Raw genomic sequence first — 22,491 nt, 5'->3', positions numbered from 1 at the left:
GTCTGCCAATGCAAAGCTTCGACTTCAGCACATTGAGTGCGCGGGACAAATACAAGATTTTGATCGGCAGCGTGGTGCCTCGGCCGATTGCGCTGGTCACCACGATTGATGGCGAAGGCCGGATCAATGCCGCGCCGTTCAGTTTCTTCAATGCGCTGTCCGCCGACCCGCCGATCCTGGCGCTGGGCGTGGAAAACTACGGCGACCAAAGCCCCAAGGACACCACCCGCAACATCCAGCTCAATCAGGAATTCACCGTCAACATCGTCAGCGATGCGCTGGTGGAGGCGATGAATGTGTGCGCGGTGCCCTTCGCGCCCGGCTTCGATGAGTTGACGGCTGCGGGGCTGACGGCGATTGCCGGCACCACGGTCAAATGCCCGCGCATCGGCGAGGCGCCGGTGGCGTTGGAGTGTCGGCGGATGATGGCGCTGTCCATCGGGCAGTCGCGGGAAATTATCTTCGGGGAAGTGTTGATGGCGCATGTGCGGGACGAATTGATCGACCCGAAAACCTTGTACATCGATCAGCTGGGGCTGGATGCGATCGGGCGCATGGGTGGGCATGGCTATGCGCGGACCCGGGATTATTTCGATTTACCGACGCGGTCGTTGCAGGCGTGGACGGATGCGCCGGGGGGTGGGGAGCGGTTTTGGCCTGTCACCAAATGATCGTCCCTTAACTGATCGTTCCCACGCAGCGTGGGAACGATCTCACTGGGTTCAATCAGTACCGTATTTCGGCGAACGCGGTCCGTACAGCAAGCCCGCCGGTTGACCGGCCGACAGCAGGCGCGCACTGGCCACACCGGCAATCGGGTGACCGGCGTCGGTGGCGCTGTTGATCACTTGCTTGACCGCTGCCGTAATCAGCATGCCAACCAAGCCGCCGCCACCGTTGTTGCCGCCCTCTTCGCTCGAAGCCCGGGCCGAGCCGGTCCACAGGGTGGTGCCGCTCTTGAGGTCTACCAGTTTCGCGGTGGCGGTCACCACGGTTTCGCTGCTGATGATCATGTAGCGCGTACCGTAGTCCGTCACGGTGATGTACAACGCCGCATCGGCACCGAAAATTTCCTGCAGCTTGTTGGCCGGGGCCTGGTGAATGTCCGCCGGTGTGGTCAGGCCATTCTGGCGGAATGTCTCATCGACCAGGGTGATCGGCAGCACGTAGTAACCGGCTTCTGCCAACGGGTACGTGACCTGCGACAACATGCTGTAGGACGCCTTGACGTCCGGCGAGTTGTTCAGCGGCGGCAGCACCAGAATGGTTTTCGGACGGGCTTGCTTGTACGCCGAATAGTCCACGGTCTTGGGGCTGACGCAGCCACCGAGCACAGCCAGCGCCAGCAACCCGGCCATCAGTTTCAATGAACGCGCGATCATTGGGTGTCTCCGGTCTTGGCGTTTTTAAGCAGAAAATCCATGTACGGCGTCGACTCGGGAAACAGGGTTTTCTCAGTCCTGAACTGCTGCACCATCTGATCGTCCTTGCCCATGCTCAGGTACAACAGACCGAGGTGCGCGTGATAGCCAGGCGGTGGCGTCTTGCCGGTGGACTTGATCTTCTGCAGGTCGCGTTCCAGCGCTTCGGCCTGGGCTTCCTTGGGTGCTTCACCCTTGAAGTACTCGTAAACTTCCGGCTGGTAGCTTTCCCACTGGTAAAGGGTTTTCGGGCCGGCGCAACCGGCCAACAGGCCGCTGACCAGCAATGTCGACGCCATCAGCGCCCACGACACATACGTCTTGAACATGTTTTTACCGCTCCTTGTCATCAACCTTGATCAGTTACCCGGTTTCCATGCCCCGGCGTTCATCCCGTCTACCAGGCGATTGATCGCCTCGCGCATGGCCAGGTCGAGCACTTTGCCGTTGAGGGTCGAATCGTAGGCAGCGGTGCCGCCGAAGCCGATGACTTCACGGTTGGACAAGGCGTACTCGCCCGCGCCCTGAGTCGAATAAACCACTTCGGAGGTGCTGATATTGACGATGTTCAGGTTGACCTTGGCGTAGGCCACCTGGGTCTTGGCGCGACCGAGAATGCCGAACAGCTGGTGGTCGCCGGTTTCTTTGCGGCCGAACTCGGTGACATCACCGGTGACCACAAAGTCAGCACCCTTGAGGCGCTGGGACTGGCCCTTGATCGCGGCTTCCTGCTGGATCTCGCCCATGTTGTCGCGGTCCAGCACGCTGAAGCGGTTGGTTTGCTGCAAGTGAGTGATCAGGATGGTCTTGGCCTGACCGCCGAGGCGATCCACGCCGTCGGAGAAGATCCCGCGCATGTAGCTTGAACGGTTGTCGAACTTGCCGACCGCCATGGGCACACGAACACCGGCATACGCCACGCTGGCGCTTTCGACTTTTGCGACTGGCAAGGCGCGCGAGCTTTCCGTGGCGCAACCGGCCATGCTGCCCAAAAGGGCAATCGCTGCCGCCGATACCAACATCCGAGAGATCATTCTCACTGTGCATTCCTTCTGAAAAAACGGTTTATCCCGGCACGGCAATAGCCAACCGCTGCGGGTTGCAGCGGCGAAAAAGCGAGGGGGAATCAAATCGATAATCGACGTGCGGGACGTCGGCGGCCGGCATTATGCCAAAGTGCCATCACTGATAACAGTGTTTAATTTTTTATTGGCGCCAATGCATTGGCTGTCGCGATCAGTGCGATCAGTGGTTGGGATCAGTGGAAATCGCGGCTGCGCACGCTGATGCCATCCAGCAAGGGGCTCAGGTCGCTCAAGCGTCCGGCAATCAGGTGGCGCACCTCGCCTTCCTTTTCCCAGCGGCCATCGACCTTGAGCAACTGCGAGCCGACCAGCACTTTTCGCTGCCGATCAGCCAGGTCGCGCCAGACGATGACGTTGATGTTGCCGAATTCGTCTTCGAGGGTGACGAAGGTCACGCCACTGGCCGTGCCCGGCCGTTGCCGGCCGGTGACCAGCCCGGCGACGCTGACCGGTCGCCCGTGCTCGACCTCCATCAGCTCTTTCGAACTGCGGCAACGTCGGGCTTTCAACTCACCACGCAACAACGCCAATGGATGCGGACCCAAGGTGGTGCCGACACTGTTGTAGTCGGCCAGCAGGTCCTCGCCCACTGTGGGTTTGGGCAGATAGATCGCAGGTTCTTCCTGACTCGGCAGGCCGGCAAACAAACCGAGTTGCTTCTGCACCCCCGCCACTTCCCAGCGCGCCCGATGACGATCGCCGGCCAGCCCCCGCAACGCACCGGCATCGGCCAGTTGCTCCTGGGCACGGGCGTCGAGTCGCGCGCGCTCGCCCAGGTCGGCGATGTCGACAAATACACCCTTTGCCCTCGCCGCTTCGATGCGCCGGGCATTGTCCTCGCGAAAGCCCTTGATCATCCGCAGCCCCATGCGAATCGCCGGCTGCGCGCCGGTGATCGGTTCGAGGCTGCAATCCCAGTCACTGGCGCGCACGTCCACCGGGCGAATCTGCAAATGATGCCGGCGCGCGTCCTGCAGAATCTGGTCCGGGCTGTAGAAACCCATGGGCCAACTATTGATCAGCGCACAGGCGAAGGCCGCCGGTTCATGGCATTTCAACCAGCAACTGGCGTAGGTCAACAAGGCGAAACTGGCGGCGTGGGACTCTGGAAAACCATAACTGCCGAAGCCTTTGATCTGTTCGAAGATCTGCGCGGCGAACTCGGCCGTATAGCCGTTTTTCTTCATCCCGGCGGCCAGCCGATCCTTGTGCGGTTCCAGTCCGCCATGGCGTTTCCAGGCGGCCATGGATCGACGCAACTGATCAGCCTCGCCGGGGCTGTAGTCGGCGGCAACAATCGCAATCTGCATCACCTGTTCCTGAAACAGCGGCACGCCCAAGGTGCGTTTGAGCACGACTTCCAGCGCCGGGGACGGGTAAACCTCGGGTTCCTCCTTGTTTCGCCGTCGCAGGTACGGATGCACCATCCCGCCCTGGATCGGCCCCGGACGGACGATTGCCACCTCGATCACCAGGTCATAGAAGGTCCGGGGCTTGAGCCTCGGCAGCATCGACATTTGTGCCCGGGATTCAATCTGGAACACGCCGATGGTGTCGGCACGGCCGATCATGTCGTAGGTTTGGACGTCTTCGGCGGGGATCGTCGCCAGGCTCAAGTCCAGATGGCGATGACGGCGCAGCAGATCAAAACAGCGGCGGATCGCACTGAGCATGCCCAAGGCCAGAATATCCACCTTGAGCAGCCCCACCGCATCGAGATCGTCCTTGTCCCACTGAATGATGGTGCGCTCGGCCATGGCAGCGTTTTCCACCGGCACCAGGCTGTCCAGTGGCTGCTCGGAAATCACGAAACCGCCGGGGTGTTGGGACAGATGCCGGGGGAAACCGATCAGTTGCTGAGTCAAACTCAGCACCCGGCGCAGCACCGGGCTCTCGGGGTCGAAACCGCCTTCAAGCAGGCGCTCCACGGGCGGCGTTGCATCGCTCCAGTGGCCGCAGCAATCGGCCAGGGCGTTGATCTGATCCGGTGGCAAACCCAGGGCCTTGGCCACATCGCGCACCGCGCCGGCCGCGTGATAGGTGCTGACCACTGCAGTGAGCGCGGCGCGGGTCCGGCCATAACGCTGGAACACGTACTGCAAGACCTCCTCGCGGCGCTCGTGTTCGAAATCGACGTCGATGTCCGGTGGTTCATTGCGCTCTTTGGAGAGAAAGCGTTCGAACAACAGCGTGGTGCGGTCCGGGTCGATTTCCGTGATGCCCAAGGCAAAACACACCGCCGAGTTCGCGGCAGACCCCCGGCCCTGACAGAGGATTTTTTGTTCACGGGCAAACCGCACAATGTCGTGCACCGTGAGGAAGTAGCTTTCATAGCCCAGCTCGGCGATCAGCTCCAGCTCCTTGTCGATCTGCACCAGCACCTTGGCTTGCGGACCGTCCGGCCAGCGCCACGCGATCCCTTCTTCGGTCAGATGCCGCAGCCAGGACGTGGCCGTCTGGCCTTGCGGCACCAGCTCGCGGGGATACTGGTAACGCAACTGGCCGAGGTCGAAGGTGCAACGCCGGGCAATGGTCAGCGTTTCATCGAGCAGTGCTTGCGGGTAGATCGATTGCAGGGCATCGAGGCTGCGTACATGCCGCTCGCCGTTCGGATGCAGCCGCAACCCGGCCTCGGCCACCGGCAGGTGATGACGGATCGCGGTCATGGTGTCCTGCAAGGCGCGCCGTCCACGGGTGTGCATGTGCACATCGCCGCTGGCCACCGCAGGAATCCGCAGTTCCCGCGCCAGGGTCAACAGCGCGTCCAGTCGCCGGGTGTCGTCCTGCCCGCGATGCAACTGCACCGCCAGCCACAGGCCATCGGTGAACGTCTGTTTGAGCCAATGACCGCTGGAAAAATCATCGACCGTGTCCGGCACCCACAGCGCCAGCAACCCCGGCATCGGTTCACTGAAGTCCTCACGCAGCACTTGATACTGGCCTTTCTCCGTGCGGCGCCGCGCCCGGGTGATCAACCGACACAGGGTCTGGTAACCCTCAAGGTTTTCCACCAGCAGCACCAGCTTCGGACCGTTCTCGATGCGCACTTCACTGCCGATAATCAGCGGCAGCTCCACGGATTTGGCCGCTTGCCAGGCGCGGACGATACCGGCCAGGGTGCATTCATCGGTGATCGCCAGCGCTTGATAGCCGTGTTTTTTCGCCCGCTGAAACAATTCCAGGGCACTGGAAGCACCGCGCTGGAAACTGAAGTTCGACAGGCAGTGCAGCTCCGCATACTCGACGCTCATGCGAACCAGCCTTGCAGCCACAGCGGGCCACCCTCACCCACCGCACGGTAGGCCCAGCCCTGCTGGCCGGAACGGGTTTCGATCAGGTAGTAATCGCGGCGCACGTCGTCGCCGTCCCACCAGCCGGACTCGATGCGCTCCGGCCCCATGAGGATCCGCGTCGAGCCTTCGTGTACGGCCTGCGGCTCCGTCAGCAACCAGCCCGGACGCTGCACGCCCACCAACCCCGCGCAGAGTTGGCTGTCGCCCCGTGCCTGCCACGCGCACTCTGGCCGGTGATCGGCCTGGAAACGCAAGCCATGCACCGCGTCATCCCCGAGCCGTGCACGCAAGCGTTCGCGCAGTTGCTCCCAGGGCAAGGACTGCTGCGGACGGTCGTCGAACAGTTCCTGACGTTGCGGGACGAAGCTCGGCAGGTCTTCGGCGCGCAGCCGAAAACCGCGCACCGGGGCCTCGACCTGCACCTGTTCCAGCCGTCCCCGGGCCAGTTCGAAGAGCATCGCCGGATCGCGCTCGGCGCTGAGCAGGCCGACCTTGATCAGCGTGTCCGGCAAGCCGGCGTGTTCCAGATGCAGGTCGAAACGCTGCACGCCACTGTCCCGGCCACAAAGGAAGGCCGACAGATCGCCGGTCAAGCGACGCAATGGAAACAACAACGCCTGATGGGATTGCACATCGAAGTTGAGCTCGATGCGCACATCAAACCGGTCCGGTGGCAGGTAGAACGCCAGCGCCAGCCGCCGCTCGCCGAACAGCGCATCCAGGTGCTTGAGCACTTGGGCCTCGAAACGTCGCGCCAGGCTGTTGCGCGGCAACGCCTGAACCTGGCTCAAGGTGCGCAACCCCATGCGCGACAACGCCGTGGCCACCGCCGGTTCCAGGGCGATCCGGTCAACCGGCAATTGCCCCAGGTGATAGCGCAAGGCTTGATCGTCCGGCACCACCAGGCCGTCATACATATTGGCCAACACCCGCGCAGCCACCGGGTTGGGCGCGGCGACGATCCGATGCCGAAAGCCCAGTTCGCCGAGCTCGGCACGCAACCGCGCCTCGAACTGCGGCCACGGCCCGAACAACCCCAGGCTGGATTCGATTTCAAACACCACGGCACGCGGGTAATGCACGCTAACCTGAGAGCTGAACCGATAGGCCCACGCCGCCAGGAACTGTTGCCAGTGCTCGATCTCGGCGACATCGTATTCGGCCGTGACAAAACTTTTGCTCAAGGCCTGGGCGGCGGTCATCGACTGCCCCGGGCGCAAACCCAGCGCCCGCGCCGGAGCGTTGACCGCTTGCAACACCCGGCGCTGTGCCGGGCCCGTCAGCAGCGCCAACGGTTCATCGGGATCGGGGCGCTGACGCAGTACCGCGTCCAGCGCCAATTGCGGGAAGAGAATGCACACCCAGCGCATGGCAACCTCAATGCCCCAGGGGAAAGGCAATCGGCGCCGAACGCGCCAGTCCTCCCCGACACTTGAGCACACGCAACTGTGCAGGCCGGGCATCGATGGCGATGCGCAGCGCCGCAGGCGAAGGGTTGATGGCTTCGTTGATCGAGCGATAGGCGAACGCCAGGGTCGAGCCGGTTTCGGCCGCCACCTGCAAGCGTCGCAGCGCCCGGTCATCGGCCTTGTGCGGCCAGCACAGCACCGCGCCGCAACTGCCCGAACGCAGGCATTGTTCCGCTGCCCACAGCGCATCGCGCTCGCTGGCCTGGATGATCGACAACTGGCGCAGATCGACCCCGGCGTTCTGCCAGGCCTGGGGATACGGCACGTAAGGCGGCGCCACCAGCACAATGCGCTCGCCCGCCGCCGACAGCCGTGCCAGGGCCGGCCACACCAGTTGCAACTCGCCAACGCCCTGCCCGGCCAGGAGGATTTCGGTCAGCGCCGCCTCCGGCCAGCCGCCGGTGGGCAACGCCGCGTCCAGCGCGGCATGCCCGGTCGGTTGCGGGCTGACAGATGGTGGCGCAGGCCGGCCCTTCCAGACCTGGCCGCCATTGAACAGCGTATCCAACGCAACGACGGCGCCCATCACCCTTGCCTCACCAGACCGCAGAACACGCCTTCGATGGCCAGGTCCTGACTGGCCTCGACGATGATCGGCTTATAGGCCGGGTTGCGTGGCAACAACCGGACAACATCGCCGACCCGCTCGAAACGCTTGATGGTGACTTCGCCGTCGAGCCGCGCCACGACGATCTGGCCGTTGAGCGCTTCGGGATTGCGGTGTACGCCCACCAGGTCGCCGTCGAGAATACCGTCCTCGATCATCGAGTCGCCCTGGACCCGCAGCATGTAGTCCGGCACTCGCGAGAAGATCGACGGGTCGAGCAGCAAGCGGCTGTGCACTTCGGCATCGGCACCGATCGGCGCACCCGCCGCGACCCGCCCGAGTACCGGGATGTCCAGCAATTCGGGCCGCGCCGGTTGCCCGAGCAAACGAATGCCCCGGGCCTGATGCGGGTTGACCTCGATAAAACCGGCCTCGGTCAGCGCCAGCACATGCTTGCGCGCCACGCTGCGGGAGGCGAAACCAAATGCCTCGCTGATTTCAGCGAGGCTCGGGGATTGACCGTGCTCCGCGATTCGATCACGGATAAAGGTCAGGATGGCGGTACGGCGGGGAGTTAAAGTCGTCATGGAGTACATTTGTACTCTTTCGGCATTTTCCTGGCAAGGACCGCCAGTCAGCTCAAGCCACGCGACGCCAGAAACCCTGCGATGTAATCGATGAAGGCCAGCACTTTGGCGGTTGCCCGCCGATGACTGGGGTACACCGCCAGGATGTAGGAGCCAAAACTGTCGGGATCGATGTCGTAATCGGCCATTACCCGCACCAGCCGCCCGTCGGCGATGTACGCCGCGGCACTCCACAACGGCGTGTGCAGCAAACCGCGTCCGGCCAGTGCGTTGGCCAGCAGCAGGTCGTAGTTGTCACTGCGCAATCGTGGTGATTGCGGTTGCGCCAGGCTCAATCGTTGCCCGTCGCGCTCGGCCCACCAGAACTCGCGGCTGAGCAACGGATGACGGTAGAGCAGCCATTCGTGGTCATCGAGGGTGTCCGGCGTGACCGGCAACTCCTTGCGCGCCAGATATTCAGGGCTGGCGCATAACGCCAGCCGATTGCTGCCGACGACGCGAGCAATCAACCCCGGCAAATCGTCATGCCCCTCGCGCAACGCCAGGTCGTAGCCGCTTTCCAACAGGTTGACGAACTCATCGCACAGGTCAACTTGCAGGTTGATCTGCGGGTATTGCTCCAGAAAGCCGCCGCACACCTGATCGAGAAAAGCCTGCCCATACGCCAGCGGAGCGGTGATTTTCAGGTTGCCGCGCAGGCCATGCTGCAACTGCTCGATTTCCTCGCCGGCCTCCTCCAGCCGCTGCAACACCTGGCGCGCGGTTTCCAGATAAAGACGACCCGATTCGGTCAGCAAAATCCGTCGGGTGCTGCGTTCGAACAAGCGGGCGCCGAGCTCCGCTTCGAGGTGATTGACCGCTTTGGTCAGGGCCGACGGGGTCTTGCCCAGTTGCTCGGCGGCGCGGCTGAAACTGCCGAGTTGCGCCGTGACCACGAACATTTTCAATGCACCCAACTTGTCCATTCTTTTTCCATTCAGGCAAAAACGTTTTTCGTGAGCGAGGCGTTCTGCTGGCCGTGACAAGCCACTAATCTGGCCATCAGACGCAATAACAAGGAAACATTCAATGAAAAGATTCATTCCGAATCTATTGATGGCCGCCGTCAGTTTTGCCTCGATGGAAGCCATGGCAGCGGCCGATCTGGTGCTGTTCAATGGCAAGATTTTCACCGCCGACCGCGCGCAACCGAAGGTGCAGGCGTTGGCGGTGCAGGACGGCAAAGTGCTGCAAGTGGGCAGCGATGCGCAGATCAAGGCTCTGATCGCGTCGGGCACCAAAGTCGTCGACCTCGGCGGAAAAGCCCTGATGCCCGGCCTGATCGACAGTCATTCCCACGCCATATTCGGCGGTCTGGAAATGACCTCGGCCAATATGGAAGACGAGGTGGTCGACCTCGACGAACTGGAAAAACGCCTGAAAGCCTGGCGCAATGACGGCAAGGCCAGGCATGGCGATGTGCTGGGCGTGGCCGGCATGAGTTCGGCTTATTGGGCCCAGGCCGAAGCTTTTGGCCAGAAATTCAACGTTGGCGAGTGGGCCAAGGTGCCCGTGGTGTTCACCGGCAGCGATCACCACACCGCGTGGGCCAACAACGTGATGCTCGAACGCGCCGGGATTGATGCGGCGCTGCTCAAGTCATTGCCGGACGCCGAGAAAGACACGATCGGCAAACTCGCCGATGGCAGCCCCAACGGTTTTCTGGTGGACGCCGGCTGGAATCGCGTCGCCTCGAAGATGCCGGTGCCGAGCCCCGCCGACATGTTGAAAGCCGCGCAATCCGCCGTGCGCTACAACAACAGCCTGGGCATCACCGCGTGGATGGACCCCGCCGCCAACGCCGCACCCGGCGAACCCGTGTTCGCGCTCAAACCCACGGAGAACACCGTCGGCGTGCTGCCGGTGTACAAAGCGCTGGCCGAAAGCGGCGGCATGAGCGCCCACGTCGCCGCACTGCTGGTGGCCAATCCGAAAAGCGTGCCGGCCGATCTCGACACCCTGGACAAGGTCCGCCAGCAATTCCAGGGCATCCCGAACCTGACCTTGCCCGGGGTCAAGATCTTCGCCGACGGCGTGATCGAATACCCGGCGCAGAGCGCGGCGATGATCGATCCGTACAGCAACTCGCACAAACAGGGTGAACTGCTGATCGATCCGAAGCACTTTGGCGAATTGGTCAGTGCCATCGATCAGCGCGGCTGGCTGGTGCACATCCATGCCATCGGCGACCGCGCAGTGCGTGAATCGCTGAACGGCATCGCCCAGGCGCGCAAGGACCGCCAGAGCGGCGTGACCCACTCGATCACCCACCTGCAAATGGTCAACCCGAAAGAGTTCGCGCGGTTCAAACCGCTCAACGTCATCGCCTCGATGCAACTGCTGTGGGCCAGCGCCGACGAGTACACCCTGGACATGATCAAGCCGTATGTCAGTGCGCTCGCTTTCCGTTACCAATACCCGGCGCACTCCTTGCTCAAACAGGGCGCGACCATCGCCGGCGCCAGTGACTGGGCGGTGTCTTCTCCCAACCCATGGAACGCCATGGCCCAGGCCATCTCCCGAGAAGGCCCGCTGGGCGTGCTGAACGCCGATGAGCGCATCGATCGCGAAACGATGTTGTATGCCTACACCCTGAACGCTGCGCGCACCATCGGCCTGGAGAAGCAGATCGGTTCGTTGAGCCCCGGCAAGCAAGCCGACTTCATCGTGCTGGACCGCGACGTGTTCAGCGTCGACAACAAAGCCCTGCATGACACCCAGGTGCTGCAAACCTGGTTCGCCGGTCGCGAAGTCTACGCACCGACGCTGTAAGAAAAATCATCTGAAACCACTGCCCGCCCCCCGCGTTTGTCGCCGGGGTTCGGCGCAGCCTTGCCGTAAAAAATCTGCCCATAACAATCACAATAACGGGACGCACCTCATGAAAGCTTTCACCCTGTTCGCCCTCGGTTCCTTGGGCCTTCTTCCCTTGAGCAGTCAGGCGCTGCCCTTGAATGACGATTTCGCCCTACTGGTCGACCTGACCCTGGCCAGCGACTACCGCACCCGTGGCATTTCGCAAACCCAGAATGATCCTGCGGTGCAGGCCGGTTTGACCTTGGCCCACAGCAGCGGGCTGTACCTCGGCGCATGGAGTTCAAACGTCGATTTCGGCGGCGGTCTGAAGACCCGGCAGGAAGTCGATTACTACGCCGGTTGGCTCTGGCAAGCGACCGATACGGTCAGCCTGGACCTTGGCTATCTCAAATACGCTTACCCCAGGGAGAGTCAGTTTAACCAGGGTGAGACCTACGCAATCCTCAGCGCTTATGGCGTGAAGCTGGCGGCCTATTATTCCGCGGATGCGCCAGGCATCGACAGCAAGCAGAGCTCGCTGTACAGCTACGTGGGCTACGAAACCGAGTTGCCTTACGACACCGGTCTGAAACTGCGATACGGCAACATGGATTTCAAGGACCCGCACCTTTACTCGATGTCAGGCCAGGCCGAAGACTCGTACCGCGAATGGGAGGTCAAACTGTCCCACGAACTGGCCGGTGTAATGCTGGGTTTGAGTTACATCGATACTGACCTGTCGAAAAGCCAGTGCGTCAGTAATTGGGGTTATGGAGATGTCTGCACCGCGACCGTAGTAGCAAGCCTGAGCAAATCCTTCTGACCCCCACAGGATTGCGTTGAAGCTTAAATTTCAGGTGCGCTTGAGGATCTGGTCCATCACCCAGTCGGTTTTCAGCGCGTGTTCGGCCATCGCCGGATGCTGCGCTTCGCCACGGATGTGCGCGTTCATGCCCAGCACGTGATGCCACTGGATGTGCTCGTGATGGTCGATGTGCAGGCTGAGATTTTCATCCGCCTCAAGTCGCACCGGGTGCTCATCGAACACCGAAAAACTGATCCGGCCCTGGCTGCCGATCAGTTCTACCTGATCTTCGCGGCGGTCGGCGACGAAATTCCAGCAGCCCATGCCCAGGGCACCCGAAGCAAACCGCCAACTGGCGCTGACGGCGTCTTCGGCGGCATACAAACCGGCCTGCCGCGCGGTAAAACCGGCGACTTCGACGATATCCCCGAGCAAATACTGAAACAGATCGAAGCCATGACTGGCCAGGTCGGCGAAGTAGCCGCCGCCGGCAATCAGCGGGTCGGTGCGCCAATTGTCGGCGCCACCCAGATCGTTCGGAGAAGGCGCCTTGGTCAGCGTCCAGGACAGATGCCGCACCTCGCCGATCCGCCCCTCCTCCAGCCACTGCCGCACTTGCGCAAAGCGCGGCAGCGAACGTCGGTAATAGGAAACGAACAGGTGCAGTCCGGCGTCGGCAAAGACCTTTTGCATCTCGCGGCTTTGCCCGGCATTCAGCGACATCGGTTTTTCGACGCAGCAATGTTTGCCGGCTGCGGCGACCTGCAAGCTATAGGCGTGGTGACTGTCGGGTGGCGTGGCGATGTACACCGCGTCCACCTCAGGATCATTGATCAGCGCTTGCGCATCGGTGTAAACCCGGGCGATGCCGTGACGTGCGGCGTAGTCGGTCACCGCGTCCAGCCGCCGCCCCATCACCGCCACCAATGCCGAACCGGGGGCCTTGTAAAAGGCCGGCCCGCTCTTGCGTTCAGCGACACTGCCACAACCGATCATGCCCCAGCGCACTACGTCCATGTTCTCTCCTTATCCTTAGCCGATGCGCAACGCGCGCAGGTCCAGATGACCGTCCTTGAGCGGCGGGCACCAGTAGTAGCCGCCGGTGATCGGGCGGCTGATGCGGTACAAACCGTCGGTAATGCCGTCTTCCAGTCCGCTCATGCGCCGCAGTTGGGCTTCGAAGGCGTCGAGGGAAAAACCGAACGCCAGAAACATCAGGCCGGCGCGGTCCCCTTCGATCCACGGCATCGAGCGACGGACCACGAACGCCTCAGGGGCGAAGCTTTCCTGGGCGGTGCGTTTGACGTGGGCGGAAATCGGCGCGTCATCGAGTTCTTCGTTATCGCTCAAGCGACGGCCCATGATGTTGTCTTTTTCCTGGGACGGCATCGCGTGGAAGCCTTTCAGATCATGCTGCCACTGCTGGATCGCGGCGAAGCTGCCACCGACCAGTCCTTCCGCGCCCTCGCCCAACAACGCGGCGGCCACGGCGGCTTCGTCGTGCGGGTTCTCGGTGCCGTCTTCGTAGCCGGTCAGGTCGTGGCCGGTCATGTGGCGGAAAGTTTCGTTCATCTGCACCAGGCGCAGGGCCGGTGCCAGCGCGGCTTCGATGGCGTTGCTGCGATTGAGCAGTTCACCGCGGTCGACGCCGTGTAGCCAGCACCAGAGCGCGTGTTGGGTCGACGGGTTGTCGACGCCAACGCCGGTCAGCGCCGGAAACGGTCGCAGGCCATCGATCTGTGCATGCAGCGCCTTGACCAGGGATTCACCGAAGCCGACCACCGCCGATTTTCCGTCCACCAGTTGCATCAAGTTGTCGAGCGCGGCCGGCAATGCTTCGGCGGATTCGAGGGCGAAGAACATATGGCGGGCTTGAGGCGGAACGGGGGTGGCGAGAATGCCCGGCTGGTAGTAACTCATATGAACTCCTTGAAAAAGAGCACGGAGTTTAACCGGAGCACGAGGGTTTGTGTGGCTTTGGCATCCTTCCCCACACGGCGAAATCGCGCTGGGCTCTGATTGCGAAACGCGCTGGGGCTTATCGTTAACACCGCTGAGCAGCGCCGGCAAGACGCCGCCCATCAACACCAAACAAAGGCTAGGCTTTTCAGAGACTCGAATGGCCCGCATGGCCGTCCTCTCGTGAGGTCCCCCCTCTGGGGGCCAACCAGAGGGGCATCTGGGCCATGACCGACGGTGCCGGCCATTCCACGATCGAAAACCCTGAACCGCCGAACGATGAGATGAGTCATGACAAGCGAGGCCGAGGTCTGCTAAAACGATTCATCAGTTCATCACCCAATCCAGACGGGGTAGCGACATGACCACAGCACATATCCTTGGCAACCTGTTTCCCGACTCAAGCGACATCCCGGAAAAATACCGCCTCGACGGTCAGACCGAGCAGCGTGAATACCTGGTCGACGGCGAACTGAAAACCTGGTCCGGCCCCCTCGCCCAAGTCCGCAGCCCGGTGTACCTGACCGGCGAAAATGGCGATGAACAAGTGATCCTCGGCAGCACGCCGCTGCTCGATGCAGAAACCGCATTGACCGCGCTCGACGCCGCCGTCCGCGCCTATGACCGGGGCCAGGGTTTGTGGCCGACCATGCGCGTGGCCGAACGCATCCAGCACGTCGAAACGTTTCTGGGCCGCATGCGCGAACAGCGTGAGGCGGTGGTCAAGCTGCTGATGTGGGAGATCGGCAAGAACCTCAAGGACTCGGAGAAAGAGTTCGACCGCACCTGCGATTACATCGTCGACACCATCAATGCCCTCAAGGAACTCGACCGTCGCTCCAGCCGCTTCGAGCTGGAACAGGACACCCTGGGGCAGATTCGCCGCGTACCGATGGGCGTCGCCTTGTGCATGGGGCCTTACAACTACCCGCTGAACGAAACCTTCACCACGCTGATTCCGGCGCTGATCATGGGCAACACTGTGGTGTTCAAACCGGCCAAGCTGGGTGTGCTTTTGATTCGGCCGCTGCTGGAAGCCTTTCGCGACAGTTTCCCGGCCGGGGTGATCAATGTGATCTACGGCAGCGGCCGCGAGACCGTCAGCGCACTGATGGCCAGCGGCAAGATCGATATCTTTGCGTTTATCGGCACCAATAAAGCCGCCAGCGACCTGAAAAAACTCCACCCCAAACCTCACCGCTTGCGCGCGGCACTGGGCCTGGACGCGAAGAACCCGGGCATCGTGTTGCCGGAGGTTGATCTGGACAACGCCGTCAACGAAGCGGTGACCGGCTCACTGTCGTTCAACGGTCAGCGTTGCACCGCCCTGAAAATCCTTTTCGTCCATGAAGACGTGGTCGAGTCGTTCATCGAGAAATTCAACGCCAAACTGGCCACTCTGAAACCGGGTATGCCATGGGAAAGTGGTGTTGCGCTGACGCCGCTGCCGGAAGCGAGTAAGGTCGATTACCTGCACTCGCTGGTCGCGGATGCAGTCAGCAAAGGCGCCACCGTAGTCAATCCAAATGGCGGTGAAGCGCGCGCGTCGTTCTTCTACCCGGCGGTGCTGTTCCCGGTGACGCCGCAGATGCGCGTCTACCAGGAAGAACAATTCGGCCCGGTGGTGCCGATCGTGCCTTACCGGCATCTCGATACGGTGATCGACTACGTCCTGGAATCGGACTTCGGCCAACAGTTGAGTATCTTCGGCACCAACCCGGTGGCGGTCGGTCGGCTGGTGGACACCTTTGCCAACCAGGTCGGCCGGATCAACCTCAACGCCCAGTGCCAGCGCGGCCCGGACACCTACCCGTTCAACGGCCGCAAGAACTCCGCCGAAGGCACATTGTCGGTGCATGATGCGCTGCGGGTATTTTCGATCAGGACGCTGGTCGCGACCAAGTTCCAGGAAACCAACAAGGAACTCATCAGCGAGATCATCAGCGGACGCAGTTCGAGCTTCCTGACCACCGATTACATCTTCTGAGGACACCGAGCCTGAACACGTTCAGAGCCCATCGACTGCCACCGCTGCTGCGCCGGTTACTGCGTCCGTTGCTGGACCCGTATCGGCGCTATCGCTACGCCAAGCTGATCCATGCGGTCCGCGTGTCGCTCGGCTTGTTGGCATCGATCATGCTGACCACCGGCATCAACCTGCCCCACGGTGAGTGGGCGTCGGTAACGATGCTGGTGGTGATCGGCGGTTTGCAGCACCACGGCAACATCGGCAAAAAAGCCGCCGAGCGTGCCATCGGTACGTTGATCGGCGCCGCTATCGGCCTGCTGCTGGTGGCGCAACAGGCCTGGCTCGGGATGCCTTGGCTGACCTATTTTGTGATGTCGGCGGTGTGCGGGTTTTTCTCGTATCACGCCATCGGCAAGGGCGGTTACACCGCGCTGCTGGCGGGGATCACGGTGTTTATTGTCGCCGGGCATGGCGACAACCTAATCTCCGACGGACTGTGGCGCGCAGTGGACATTCTGATTGGCGTGGCCCTGGCACTGGCCTTTTCTTTCGCCCTGCCGTCGTATGCGGTTTTTTCCTGGCGCTACAACCTGGCCAGCTCGCTGCGCGATTGTGCGACGATTTATGGACGCATTATTGATGGTCAGTCCGTCTCGGATGACGAACACCTGAAGCTGATGAATCGCCTGAACGCGTCGATGGTGCAATTGCGTTCGCTGATGCCGTCGGTGTCCAAGGAAGTGAAGATTTCCATGACCGAACTCGATGCGATTCAGCGTCATTTGCGAATGTGCGTCAGCACCTTGGAAATCCTTGGTAACACCCGGCCGGACTCCAAGGATCGCGACGCCATGGCGCATCTGCAATCGAGTTTCAAAGCCGAACACCGGCAGATTCGCGTGCAGCTGATCGGCATGGCCCGGGCGCTGAAAACCGGCGCATCGCAGCGACTCAGTCGCCCCATCGATTTGCCGGTTGATTCAAGTCTTGAAGCACCGGTCTACAACCCGCTGGACGGCTATCAATTATTGATGCGCCAGTTCGCTTCGAACATCGGCGAGATGCGCCAACGACTGGCGAAGACCGCGCCGCGCTGGAACATCTGACGCCCGTTTTATTGTGTGACCGCCCGACGAGACTTCAACCCCCAGCCCTGCTGCATGCCTGCGGCAGCCAGCAGAATCGCGGCAACACCAACCCACTGCAGCGGTTCGAGGCGATGACCGAAGGCAAACCAGTCAACGAAAATCGCCGCAATCGGGTAAATGAAAGACAACGCCCCGGTCAATGCCGTCGGCAGTTTTTGAATCGCGCCGTACAGCAGCACATACATCACGCCGGTGTGGACGATGCCCAGCGTCACCAGGCTGGCCCAGGCGCTGGGTGCTTGCGGCAACGCTGAAAAGTGCGCAAATGGCGCGAGCAGCAGCACCCCGGTGCTGACCTGGATCAGGGCAATCAAATGCGGTGGCGTGCCGGTCAGGTGTTTGATAATCAGGGCTGCGATCGCATACAGAAACGCCGCCCCCAAGGCCAGACCGATGCCCATCAGGTAATCGTTGCCACCTGCGCCCTGCTCGCCATGAGCGCTGACAATGGCCAGCATCCCGAGAAACGAAATGCCCAGCCAGAACAGTTTTTGCAGGGTGATCTTTTCGCCCAGAAACAACGCCGCCAACCCGACCAGCATGAACGGTTGAACGTTATAAACCGCCGTGCCAATGGCAATTGAGGCACGGGAATAAGAGGCGAACAACAACACCCAGTTGCCGACAATCGCGACCCCGCTGAGCACTGCCAGCAGGAAGGTGGTGCGGGTCAGAATGCCCGGACGCAGGAAGCCGAATGCCGCGCAGATCAACAACAGCGTGCCGGCGCCGAACACGCACCGCCAGAACACCACGTCCAGCACGGGCTGCCCGGACACCAGCACGAACCAACCGATGGTCCCGGAAATCAGCATGGCGGCGGTCATTTCGAATGAACCGCGACGTATGTTTTTGTCCATCATCAGACTCCTGTGATTGAGGCCAAATTATGCCAATCCGTCCAAGGGCATCTCCAGCGCAAAAAGCAGGCTAAACTCGGTTTTTGCCTTTTTTATCAAGGCGTATTCAGTCAACGGCCTAACAGGGGATTTGCCATGACCGACGACATCGACCAAGTGCTCATCACCGCATTAATGGACGACTCACGCCGCTCGCTCAAGGCGCTGGCGCAGATCAGCGGCCTGTCCTCGCCCAGCGTTGCCGAGCGTTTGCGGCGACTCGAAGAGCGTGGCGTGCTTAAAGGTTACACCGTCGAAATCGACCCCAAGTGCTTTGGTTATCAACTCCAGGCCATCGTGCGGATCCGCCCGTTGCCGGGCCAGTTGCAGGAAGTCGAACGGCAGATTCAGGCCATCCCGGAATTCACCGAGTGCGACAAAGTCACCGGCGATGACTGCTTCATCGCCCGCTTGCATGTGCGCTCGATGGAGCAACTGGACACCCTGCTCGATCGCCTCAACACCCACGCGGAGACCAACACCGCCATCGTCAAGAAGACCCCGGTCAAACGCCGCTTGCCACCGATGGCGTGAGTGCGGTTTTGATTGGAAACGCGTAAATTGACCGCTTTCCGGCTAAGGATTGGCGGTATGAAAATTCAGGTGGTTTTACTCGCGACGTTGTTGCTCGCCGGCTGCGGCACGGTTCAAACAGTTGTGCGCGGGGATGAAGTGGCTTCGAAGAGTCTCAAGGAGTACAAAAGTTACTGCGGTGCCGTTCCCCGTATCTACAGCGGCGTGACTTACGATTTCTGCATGCTCTATGCTCCCCTGCAAAAAGGACGGGATGCGCAGGTGCATGACAGTGCTCCGGCCATTGTCCTCATCGACGCAGTCATTTCCGGCGCCCTCGATACGTTGCTCCTGCCCTATACCATCTACCGCCAGCAGGCCGATGGCAGCATTATCATCACGGAATGAGCCCGAATTCCGGGCGATAAAAAACCCGCCTGAGCGGGTTTTTTACTTAGAGCCTGCGATTAATCATCGCGGCTCATGATGCCGAACAGCTGCAACAAGCTGACGAACAGGTTGTAGATCGATACATACAGGCTGATGGTCGCCATGATGTAGTTACGCTCGCCGCCGTGAATGATGGCGCTGGTCTGGAACAGAATGCAGACCGAGGAGAACAGCACGAAACCTGCGCTGATCGCCAGTTGCAGACCGCTGATCTGGAAGAAGAAGCTCGCCAGCGTCGCACCCAGCAGTACAAAGAAGCCTGCGGTGATGAAACCACCAAGGAAACTCATGTCCTTGCGGGTGATCAGCACGTAAGCCGACAGACCACCGAACACCAGCGCCGTCATCGCGAATGCCGAACTGACAACTTCAGCGCCGCCCTGCATGCCCAGGTAGCGGTTGAGGATCGGGCCAAGCAGAAAACCCATGAAACCGGTCAGGGCAAATGCCGACACCAGGCCCCAGGCCGAGTCACGGAGTTTGTTGGTGAGGAAGAAAAGCCCGTAGAAGCCGATCAGCACCACGAAAATATTCGGGTAGCCGACACGCATCTGCTGAGCAACGAACGCCATCACGCCGCTGAATGCGAGGGTGAGAGCGAGCAAGCCGTATGTGTTGCGCAGGACGCGGCTAACCTCTAGCTGCTCAGCCTGCACGCTGTTATTAACTGCGTAATCCTGTTCGCGCATGGCGACACTCCTGTTGGTTTGAAACGTTCAGTCGCAAAGATCATAACAGACGCTCTGTAACAAGCCATGCAGAGAGTTTGACAGTGTGTTTCATTCAGGTATTATGGCGCCCGCAACGCAAACGGAGGTGTGGCCGAGTGGTTTAAGGCAACGGTCTTGAAAACCGTCGACTGTAACAGGTCCATGAGTTCGAATCCCATCGCCTCCGCCATCTTTATACGACAAAGCCCTGATTATTCAGGGCTTTGTCGTTTCTGGGGTTTGGGAATTTTGCTCCTTCCTCTCTGGACCATATCCGCATCTTTTCGTCAGTTTCCGCAACCTTGCCCAAGCACCATTGAATCCAGCTCCAAATTTGCGCACGGCCTAAAACGCCTTAACCTGCAATTGTCGTCTATGCGGGCGGAACGAACTCTACCGCTGGCGCACATCGCCTCACCTCCCGCGTTACCGCGGAAGACTCGGCGTGCACCAGCGCTGCACGCTACAAGGTGTAGGAAATGCCAACTTGTACTGTTCGCGGCGCGCCCGGATAGGCATAGACGTTACCGAATGCGCCTTCTTCATAGTCACGATCAAACAGGTTTTTCACGTCAAGATTGAGCCGCACCTTGTCATTGATCTTGTAGAAGCTGAGCAAATCGACAACGGTGTAGCTGCCCATCGAAAACGCGGTGTTGGCGGTTTGTCCGGCGCGCTCGTCGACGTACTTGAGCCCGGTACCCAAGCCCAACCCCTTGAGGGTGCCATCCTGGAACTCATACATATTCAACAGGCTGAAGCTGTTTTTCGGGATGTTCAGCAGGCGCGTGCCGGAGCGCAGCACGTTGTCTTTGGTCACTTCGGCATCGACATAGGCGTAGCCGCCAATCACGCGCCATTCGGGCGTTAGGTTGCCGGCAACATTGACGTCGAAGCCACGGCTGCGCACCTCACCGGCCGCAACGCTGAAGGTCGAATCAACAGGGTCGGTGGTCAACACGTTACGTTTTTCGATCTGGTAGACCGCCGCGTCAACACTCAACTGCTGATCCAGCGCTTCCCACTTGATACCCATTTCGTAAGACTTGCCCTTCTCCGGCGCAAACCCGCCGCCCTCGCGGCTTGCGCCGGTGTTGGGTTTAAAGGAGCGCGCAGTGTCGGCATAGACCGCCAATGTCTCGGTCAGGTCGTAGGTCACGCCGATGCGCGGGGTCACCGCGTTGTCACTGGCCTGCCAACTCTTGCCGCCCGGCACGAAGGTTTCGTAGTCATGTTCGAAGCGTTCGAAACGCGCCCCGGCCAGCACCTTCAATTTGTCGGTCAATGCCACCTGATCCTGCACGAACGCTGCATACGTCTTGAGGTTTTCCTTGTCGTGAGTCGGCGTGCGGGTGAGTGCCGGACGCGGCTGGCCGTACACCGGATCGAAGATGTCGATCGGGTACGCGCTGACAGCACCGCTGGAGCGTTGAATAATCGACTTGTAGTCGTAATCTTCGTACTCGATACCGGTGAGCAACGTGTGCTGCAAACCAGCGGTATCGAAATGGCCGGTCAGATTGAGTTGGGTGTCCTTGTCGGTCCACTCCAGCTTGCGATAGTTGAAGTTGCGCCCCAGGGTGCGGCCGTCAGCGGCAATACCGTTGGCCTCGACCGCGTTGCCCTTGAGCGAACCATCGAGCCACTGGAAGCCGCCGCCCAGCGTCCAGTCGTCGTTGAGCATGTGTTCGAAACGCAGTTGCGCCATGTTGTTGTCGTTATGCAATTTGCCAACGTCTTTTTCGCCGAAAAAGCTGTCGCGGGAGGCGGTGCCAATCTGTTTGGCGTAACGCGTAACGCCTCGATCCAGAGGCGCGTTGTTGCGCATGAAGTCGCCTTCGAAAATGAGCTTAGTCGCATCGGTTGCCTGCCACGTCAGCACCGGAGTGATACCGTAGCGTTCGGTTTCGACGTGATCGCGGAAGGTGTCGCCGCCCTCGCCCACTACGTTCAGTCGATAGGCCAGGCGCCCTTCTTCGTCGAGCGGGCCGGAAGCGTCCAGCGTGCCGCGTTTCATGCCCTGATCGTTGAGTTGACTGCCCAGGGTGACGGTGCGCTCGGGCAACGGCTGTTTGGAAACCACGTTGAAGGTGCCGCCAGGATCACCCCGACCGTAGAGCATGGTGGCCGGGCCGCGCAGCACTTCGAGTCGCTCGATGGTGTTGGCATCCGGCATGTTCGGGTAGCCGCGGTTGATCGGAAAACCGTTGCGGTAAAACTCGCCGGTGGTGAAGCCACGAACGGTAAACGTGGTCAGGCCCTGCCCACCGAAATTGTTCGCCCGCCCCACGCCCCCGGCGTAGTCCAGCGCGTCCTGCAAACGGGTGGCGCCCAGATCCTCGACTGCATCCTTCGAGACCACACTGATCGATTGCGGGGTTTCATGGATCGACGTGTCGGTACGCGTGGCGCTGGCCGAGCGCGTCGCCCGATAACCCTGCACCGGGCCGTCCGCCCTTTCGTAATTCGCGGTACCGATAACATCGGTTGCGTCCAGCTCAAGCGTTGAGGGAGCTACATCCGTTTGTTCAGCCCACGAGGAAGACGACAACGCTTGCAGTACACAAATGGAAAACAGGGTTCGACGCATGGAGAGGAAAACCTTAACGAATAGGCCAATACAGAGGGTGCAACCGCCAAAAACCAAGCGAGCATGCTATATAAAACCATTCGCAATTAACACTAATTCCCATTCGTGCACGAAAAATAGTTACCGAACAACTCATCACGTCATTCGGACAATTGCCGTTTCTGGCTTGGGTTTGCCGTGAGGTGCGCCGACACTGATGCGGCCCTCGACG

20 protein-coding genes and 1 tRNA gene are annotated in these 22,491 nt (G+C 60.9%); 8 read left to right on the top strand and 13 right to left on the bottom strand.

The window, feature by feature from the left end; genetic code table 11:
* Positions 1-8 precede the first annotated feature (8 nt).
* Positions 9-671 carry a flavin reductase family protein gene (locus AB4N91_RS10190; RefSeq protein WP_010460992.1) on the top strand — a complete coding sequence of 221 codons (663 nt, stop codon included), beginning with the start codon at positions 9-11 and terminating at the stop codon, positions 669-671.
* 51 nt (positions 672-722) lie between these two features.
* Here the strand turns inward: AB4N91_RS10190 and AB4N91_RS10185 are convergent, their stop codons facing one another.
* The 8 genes from AB4N91_RS10185 to AB4N91_RS10150 form a co-directional block, all read right to left on the bottom strand.
* Positions 723-1,382, bottom strand: coding sequence for a DUF799 domain-containing protein (locus AB4N91_RS10185; protein ID WP_010460994.1), 660 nt, complete (start codon positions 1,380-1,382; stop codon positions 723-725).
* A complete protein-coding gene (locus AB4N91_RS10180; RefSeq protein ID WP_370655164.1) occupies positions 1,379-1,720 on the bottom strand; it encodes a DUF4810 domain-containing protein in 342 nt (113 codons plus the stop codon). The genes AB4N91_RS10185 and AB4N91_RS10180 overlap by 4 nt, the downstream gene beginning before the upstream one ends.
* 60 nt (positions 1,721-1,780) lie before the next feature.
* The gene (locus AB4N91_RS10175; protein ID WP_162179691.1) at positions 1,781-2,455 is read right to left on the bottom strand and encodes a CsgG/HfaB family protein; all 675 of its coding nucleotides are present in this window, start codon (positions 2,453-2,455) and stop codon (positions 1,781-1,783) included.
* A gap of 224 nt (positions 2,456-2,679) precedes the next feature.
* Positions 2,680-5,778, bottom strand: a complete 3,099-nt coding sequence (locus tag AB4N91_RS10170) for an error-prone DNA polymerase (RefSeq protein ID WP_460112382.1) — start codon at positions 5,776-5,778, stop codon at positions 2,680-2,682.
* Positions 5,754-7,169: a Y-family DNA polymerase gene (locus AB4N91_RS10165; protein WP_154912095.1), complete on the bottom strand. Its 1,416-nt coding sequence runs from the start codon at positions 7,167-7,169 to the stop codon at positions 5,754-5,756. The genes AB4N91_RS10170 and AB4N91_RS10165 overlap by 25 nt, the downstream gene beginning before the upstream one ends.
* Positions 7,170-7,176: 7 nt before the next feature.
* A complete protein-coding gene (gene imuA, locus AB4N91_RS10160) occupies positions 7,177-7,794 on the bottom strand; it encodes a translesion DNA synthesis-associated protein ImuA (RefSeq protein WP_154912094.1) in 618 nt (205 codons plus the stop codon).
* On the bottom strand, positions 7,794-8,411 hold the full coding sequence (gene lexA / locus AB4N91_RS10155; protein WP_102593982.1) for a transcriptional repressor LexA: 618 nt from the start codon (positions 8,409-8,411) through the stop codon (positions 7,794-7,796). Before lexA ends, imuA begins: the two co-directional genes overlap by 1 nt.
* A 38-nt stretch (positions 8,412-8,449) precedes the next feature.
* Positions 8,450-9,367: a LysR family transcriptional regulator gene (locus AB4N91_RS10150; RefSeq protein ID WP_154912093.1), complete on the bottom strand. Its 918-nt coding sequence runs from the start codon at positions 9,365-9,367 to the stop codon at positions 8,450-8,452.
* A gap of 103 nt (positions 9,368-9,470) precedes the next feature.
* Between AB4N91_RS10150 and AB4N91_RS10145 the strand changes: the two genes are divergently transcribed.
* Both AB4N91_RS10145 and AB4N91_RS10140 read left to right on the top strand, forming a co-directional pair.
* Positions 9,471-11,213, top strand: a complete 1,743-nt coding sequence (locus AB4N91_RS10145) for an amidohydrolase (RefSeq protein ID WP_460112381.1) — start codon at positions 9,471-9,473, stop codon at positions 11,211-11,213.
* A 109-nt stretch (positions 11,214-11,322) separates the two neighbouring features.
* Entirely contained in the window at positions 11,323-12,060 is a 738-nt protein-coding gene (locus tag AB4N91_RS10140; protein ID WP_077749691.1) for a TorF family putative porin, read from the top strand.
* 30 nt (positions 12,061-12,090) lie between these two features.
* On the opposite strand, the gene AB4N91_RS10135 is transcribed toward AB4N91_RS10140, so the two are convergent.
* Positions 12,091-13,059, bottom strand: a complete 969-nt coding sequence (locus AB4N91_RS10135; RefSeq protein WP_077749692.1) for a Gfo/Idh/MocA family protein — start codon at positions 13,057-13,059, stop codon at positions 12,091-12,093.
* A 15-nt stretch (positions 13,060-13,074) separates the two neighbouring features.
* On the bottom strand, positions 13,075-13,962 hold the full coding sequence (locus AB4N91_RS10130; protein ID WP_077749693.1) for a Dyp-type peroxidase: 888 nt from the start codon (positions 13,960-13,962) through the stop codon (positions 13,075-13,077).
* 400 nt (positions 13,963-14,362) lie between these two features.
* Here AB4N91_RS10130 and AB4N91_RS10125 point away from each other — a divergent pair, with 400 nt between their 5' ends.
* Together AB4N91_RS10125 and AB4N91_RS10120 are read left to right on the top strand one after the other, a co-directional pair.
* A complete protein-coding gene (locus AB4N91_RS10125; protein WP_010461018.1) occupies positions 14,363-15,988 on the top strand; it encodes an NADP-dependent glyceraldehyde-3-phosphate dehydrogenase in 1,626 nt (541 codons plus the stop codon).
* Between the two features lie 68 nt (positions 15,989-16,056).
* Positions 16,057-17,076 (top strand): FUSC family protein, encoded by a 1,020-nt coding sequence (locus AB4N91_RS10120; protein ID WP_010461020.1) that lies wholly within the window; start codon positions 16,057-16,059, stop codon positions 17,074-17,076.
* Between the two features lie 8 nt (positions 17,077-17,084).
* On the opposite strand, the gene AB4N91_RS10115 is transcribed toward AB4N91_RS10120, so the two are convergent.
* The gene (locus tag AB4N91_RS10115) at positions 17,085-17,978 is read right to left on the bottom strand and encodes a DMT family transporter (RefSeq protein WP_077749695.1); all 894 of its coding nucleotides are present in this window, start codon (positions 17,976-17,978) and stop codon (positions 17,085-17,087) included.
* A 135-nt stretch (positions 17,979-18,113) separates the two neighbouring features.
* Here AB4N91_RS10115 and AB4N91_RS10110 point away from each other — a divergent pair, with 135 nt between their 5' ends.
* Entirely contained in the window at positions 18,114-18,551 is a 438-nt protein-coding gene (locus AB4N91_RS10110; RefSeq protein ID WP_010461024.1) for an Lrp/AsnC family transcriptional regulator, read from the top strand.
* A 57-nt stretch (positions 18,552-18,608) separates the two neighbouring features.
* The gene (locus AB4N91_RS10105) at positions 18,609-18,938 is read left to right on the top strand and encodes a YceK/YidQ family lipoprotein (protein ID WP_010461025.1); all 330 of its coding nucleotides are present in this window, start codon (positions 18,609-18,611) and stop codon (positions 18,936-18,938) included.
* 59 nt (positions 18,939-18,997) lie between these two features.
* Here AB4N91_RS10105 and AB4N91_RS10100 read toward each other — a convergent pair whose 3' ends face one another.
* Complete coding sequence (locus tag AB4N91_RS10100) at positions 18,998-19,669, bottom strand: Bax inhibitor-1/YccA family protein (protein WP_008006561.1); 672 nt, start codon at positions 19,667-19,669, stop codon at positions 18,998-19,000.
* A gap of 123 nt (positions 19,670-19,792) precedes the next feature.
* Here AB4N91_RS10100 and AB4N91_RS10095 point away from each other — a divergent pair.
* Positions 19,793-19,880 (top strand) — tRNA-Ser (locus AB4N91_RS10095).
* A gap of 273 nt (positions 19,881-20,153) precedes the next feature.
* On the opposite strand, the gene AB4N91_RS10090 is transcribed toward AB4N91_RS10095, so the two are convergent.
* Positions 20,154-22,280: a TonB-dependent siderophore receptor gene (locus AB4N91_RS10090; RefSeq protein ID WP_460112380.1), complete on the bottom strand. Its 2,127-nt coding sequence runs from the start codon at positions 22,278-22,280 to the stop codon at positions 20,154-20,156.
* Positions 22,281-22,491 lie beyond the last annotated feature (211 nt).

It is taken from the genome of Pseudomonas sp. H3_D04, assembly GCF_054669175.1.
This window is presented reverse-complemented; position numbering and strand designations above follow the sequence as displayed.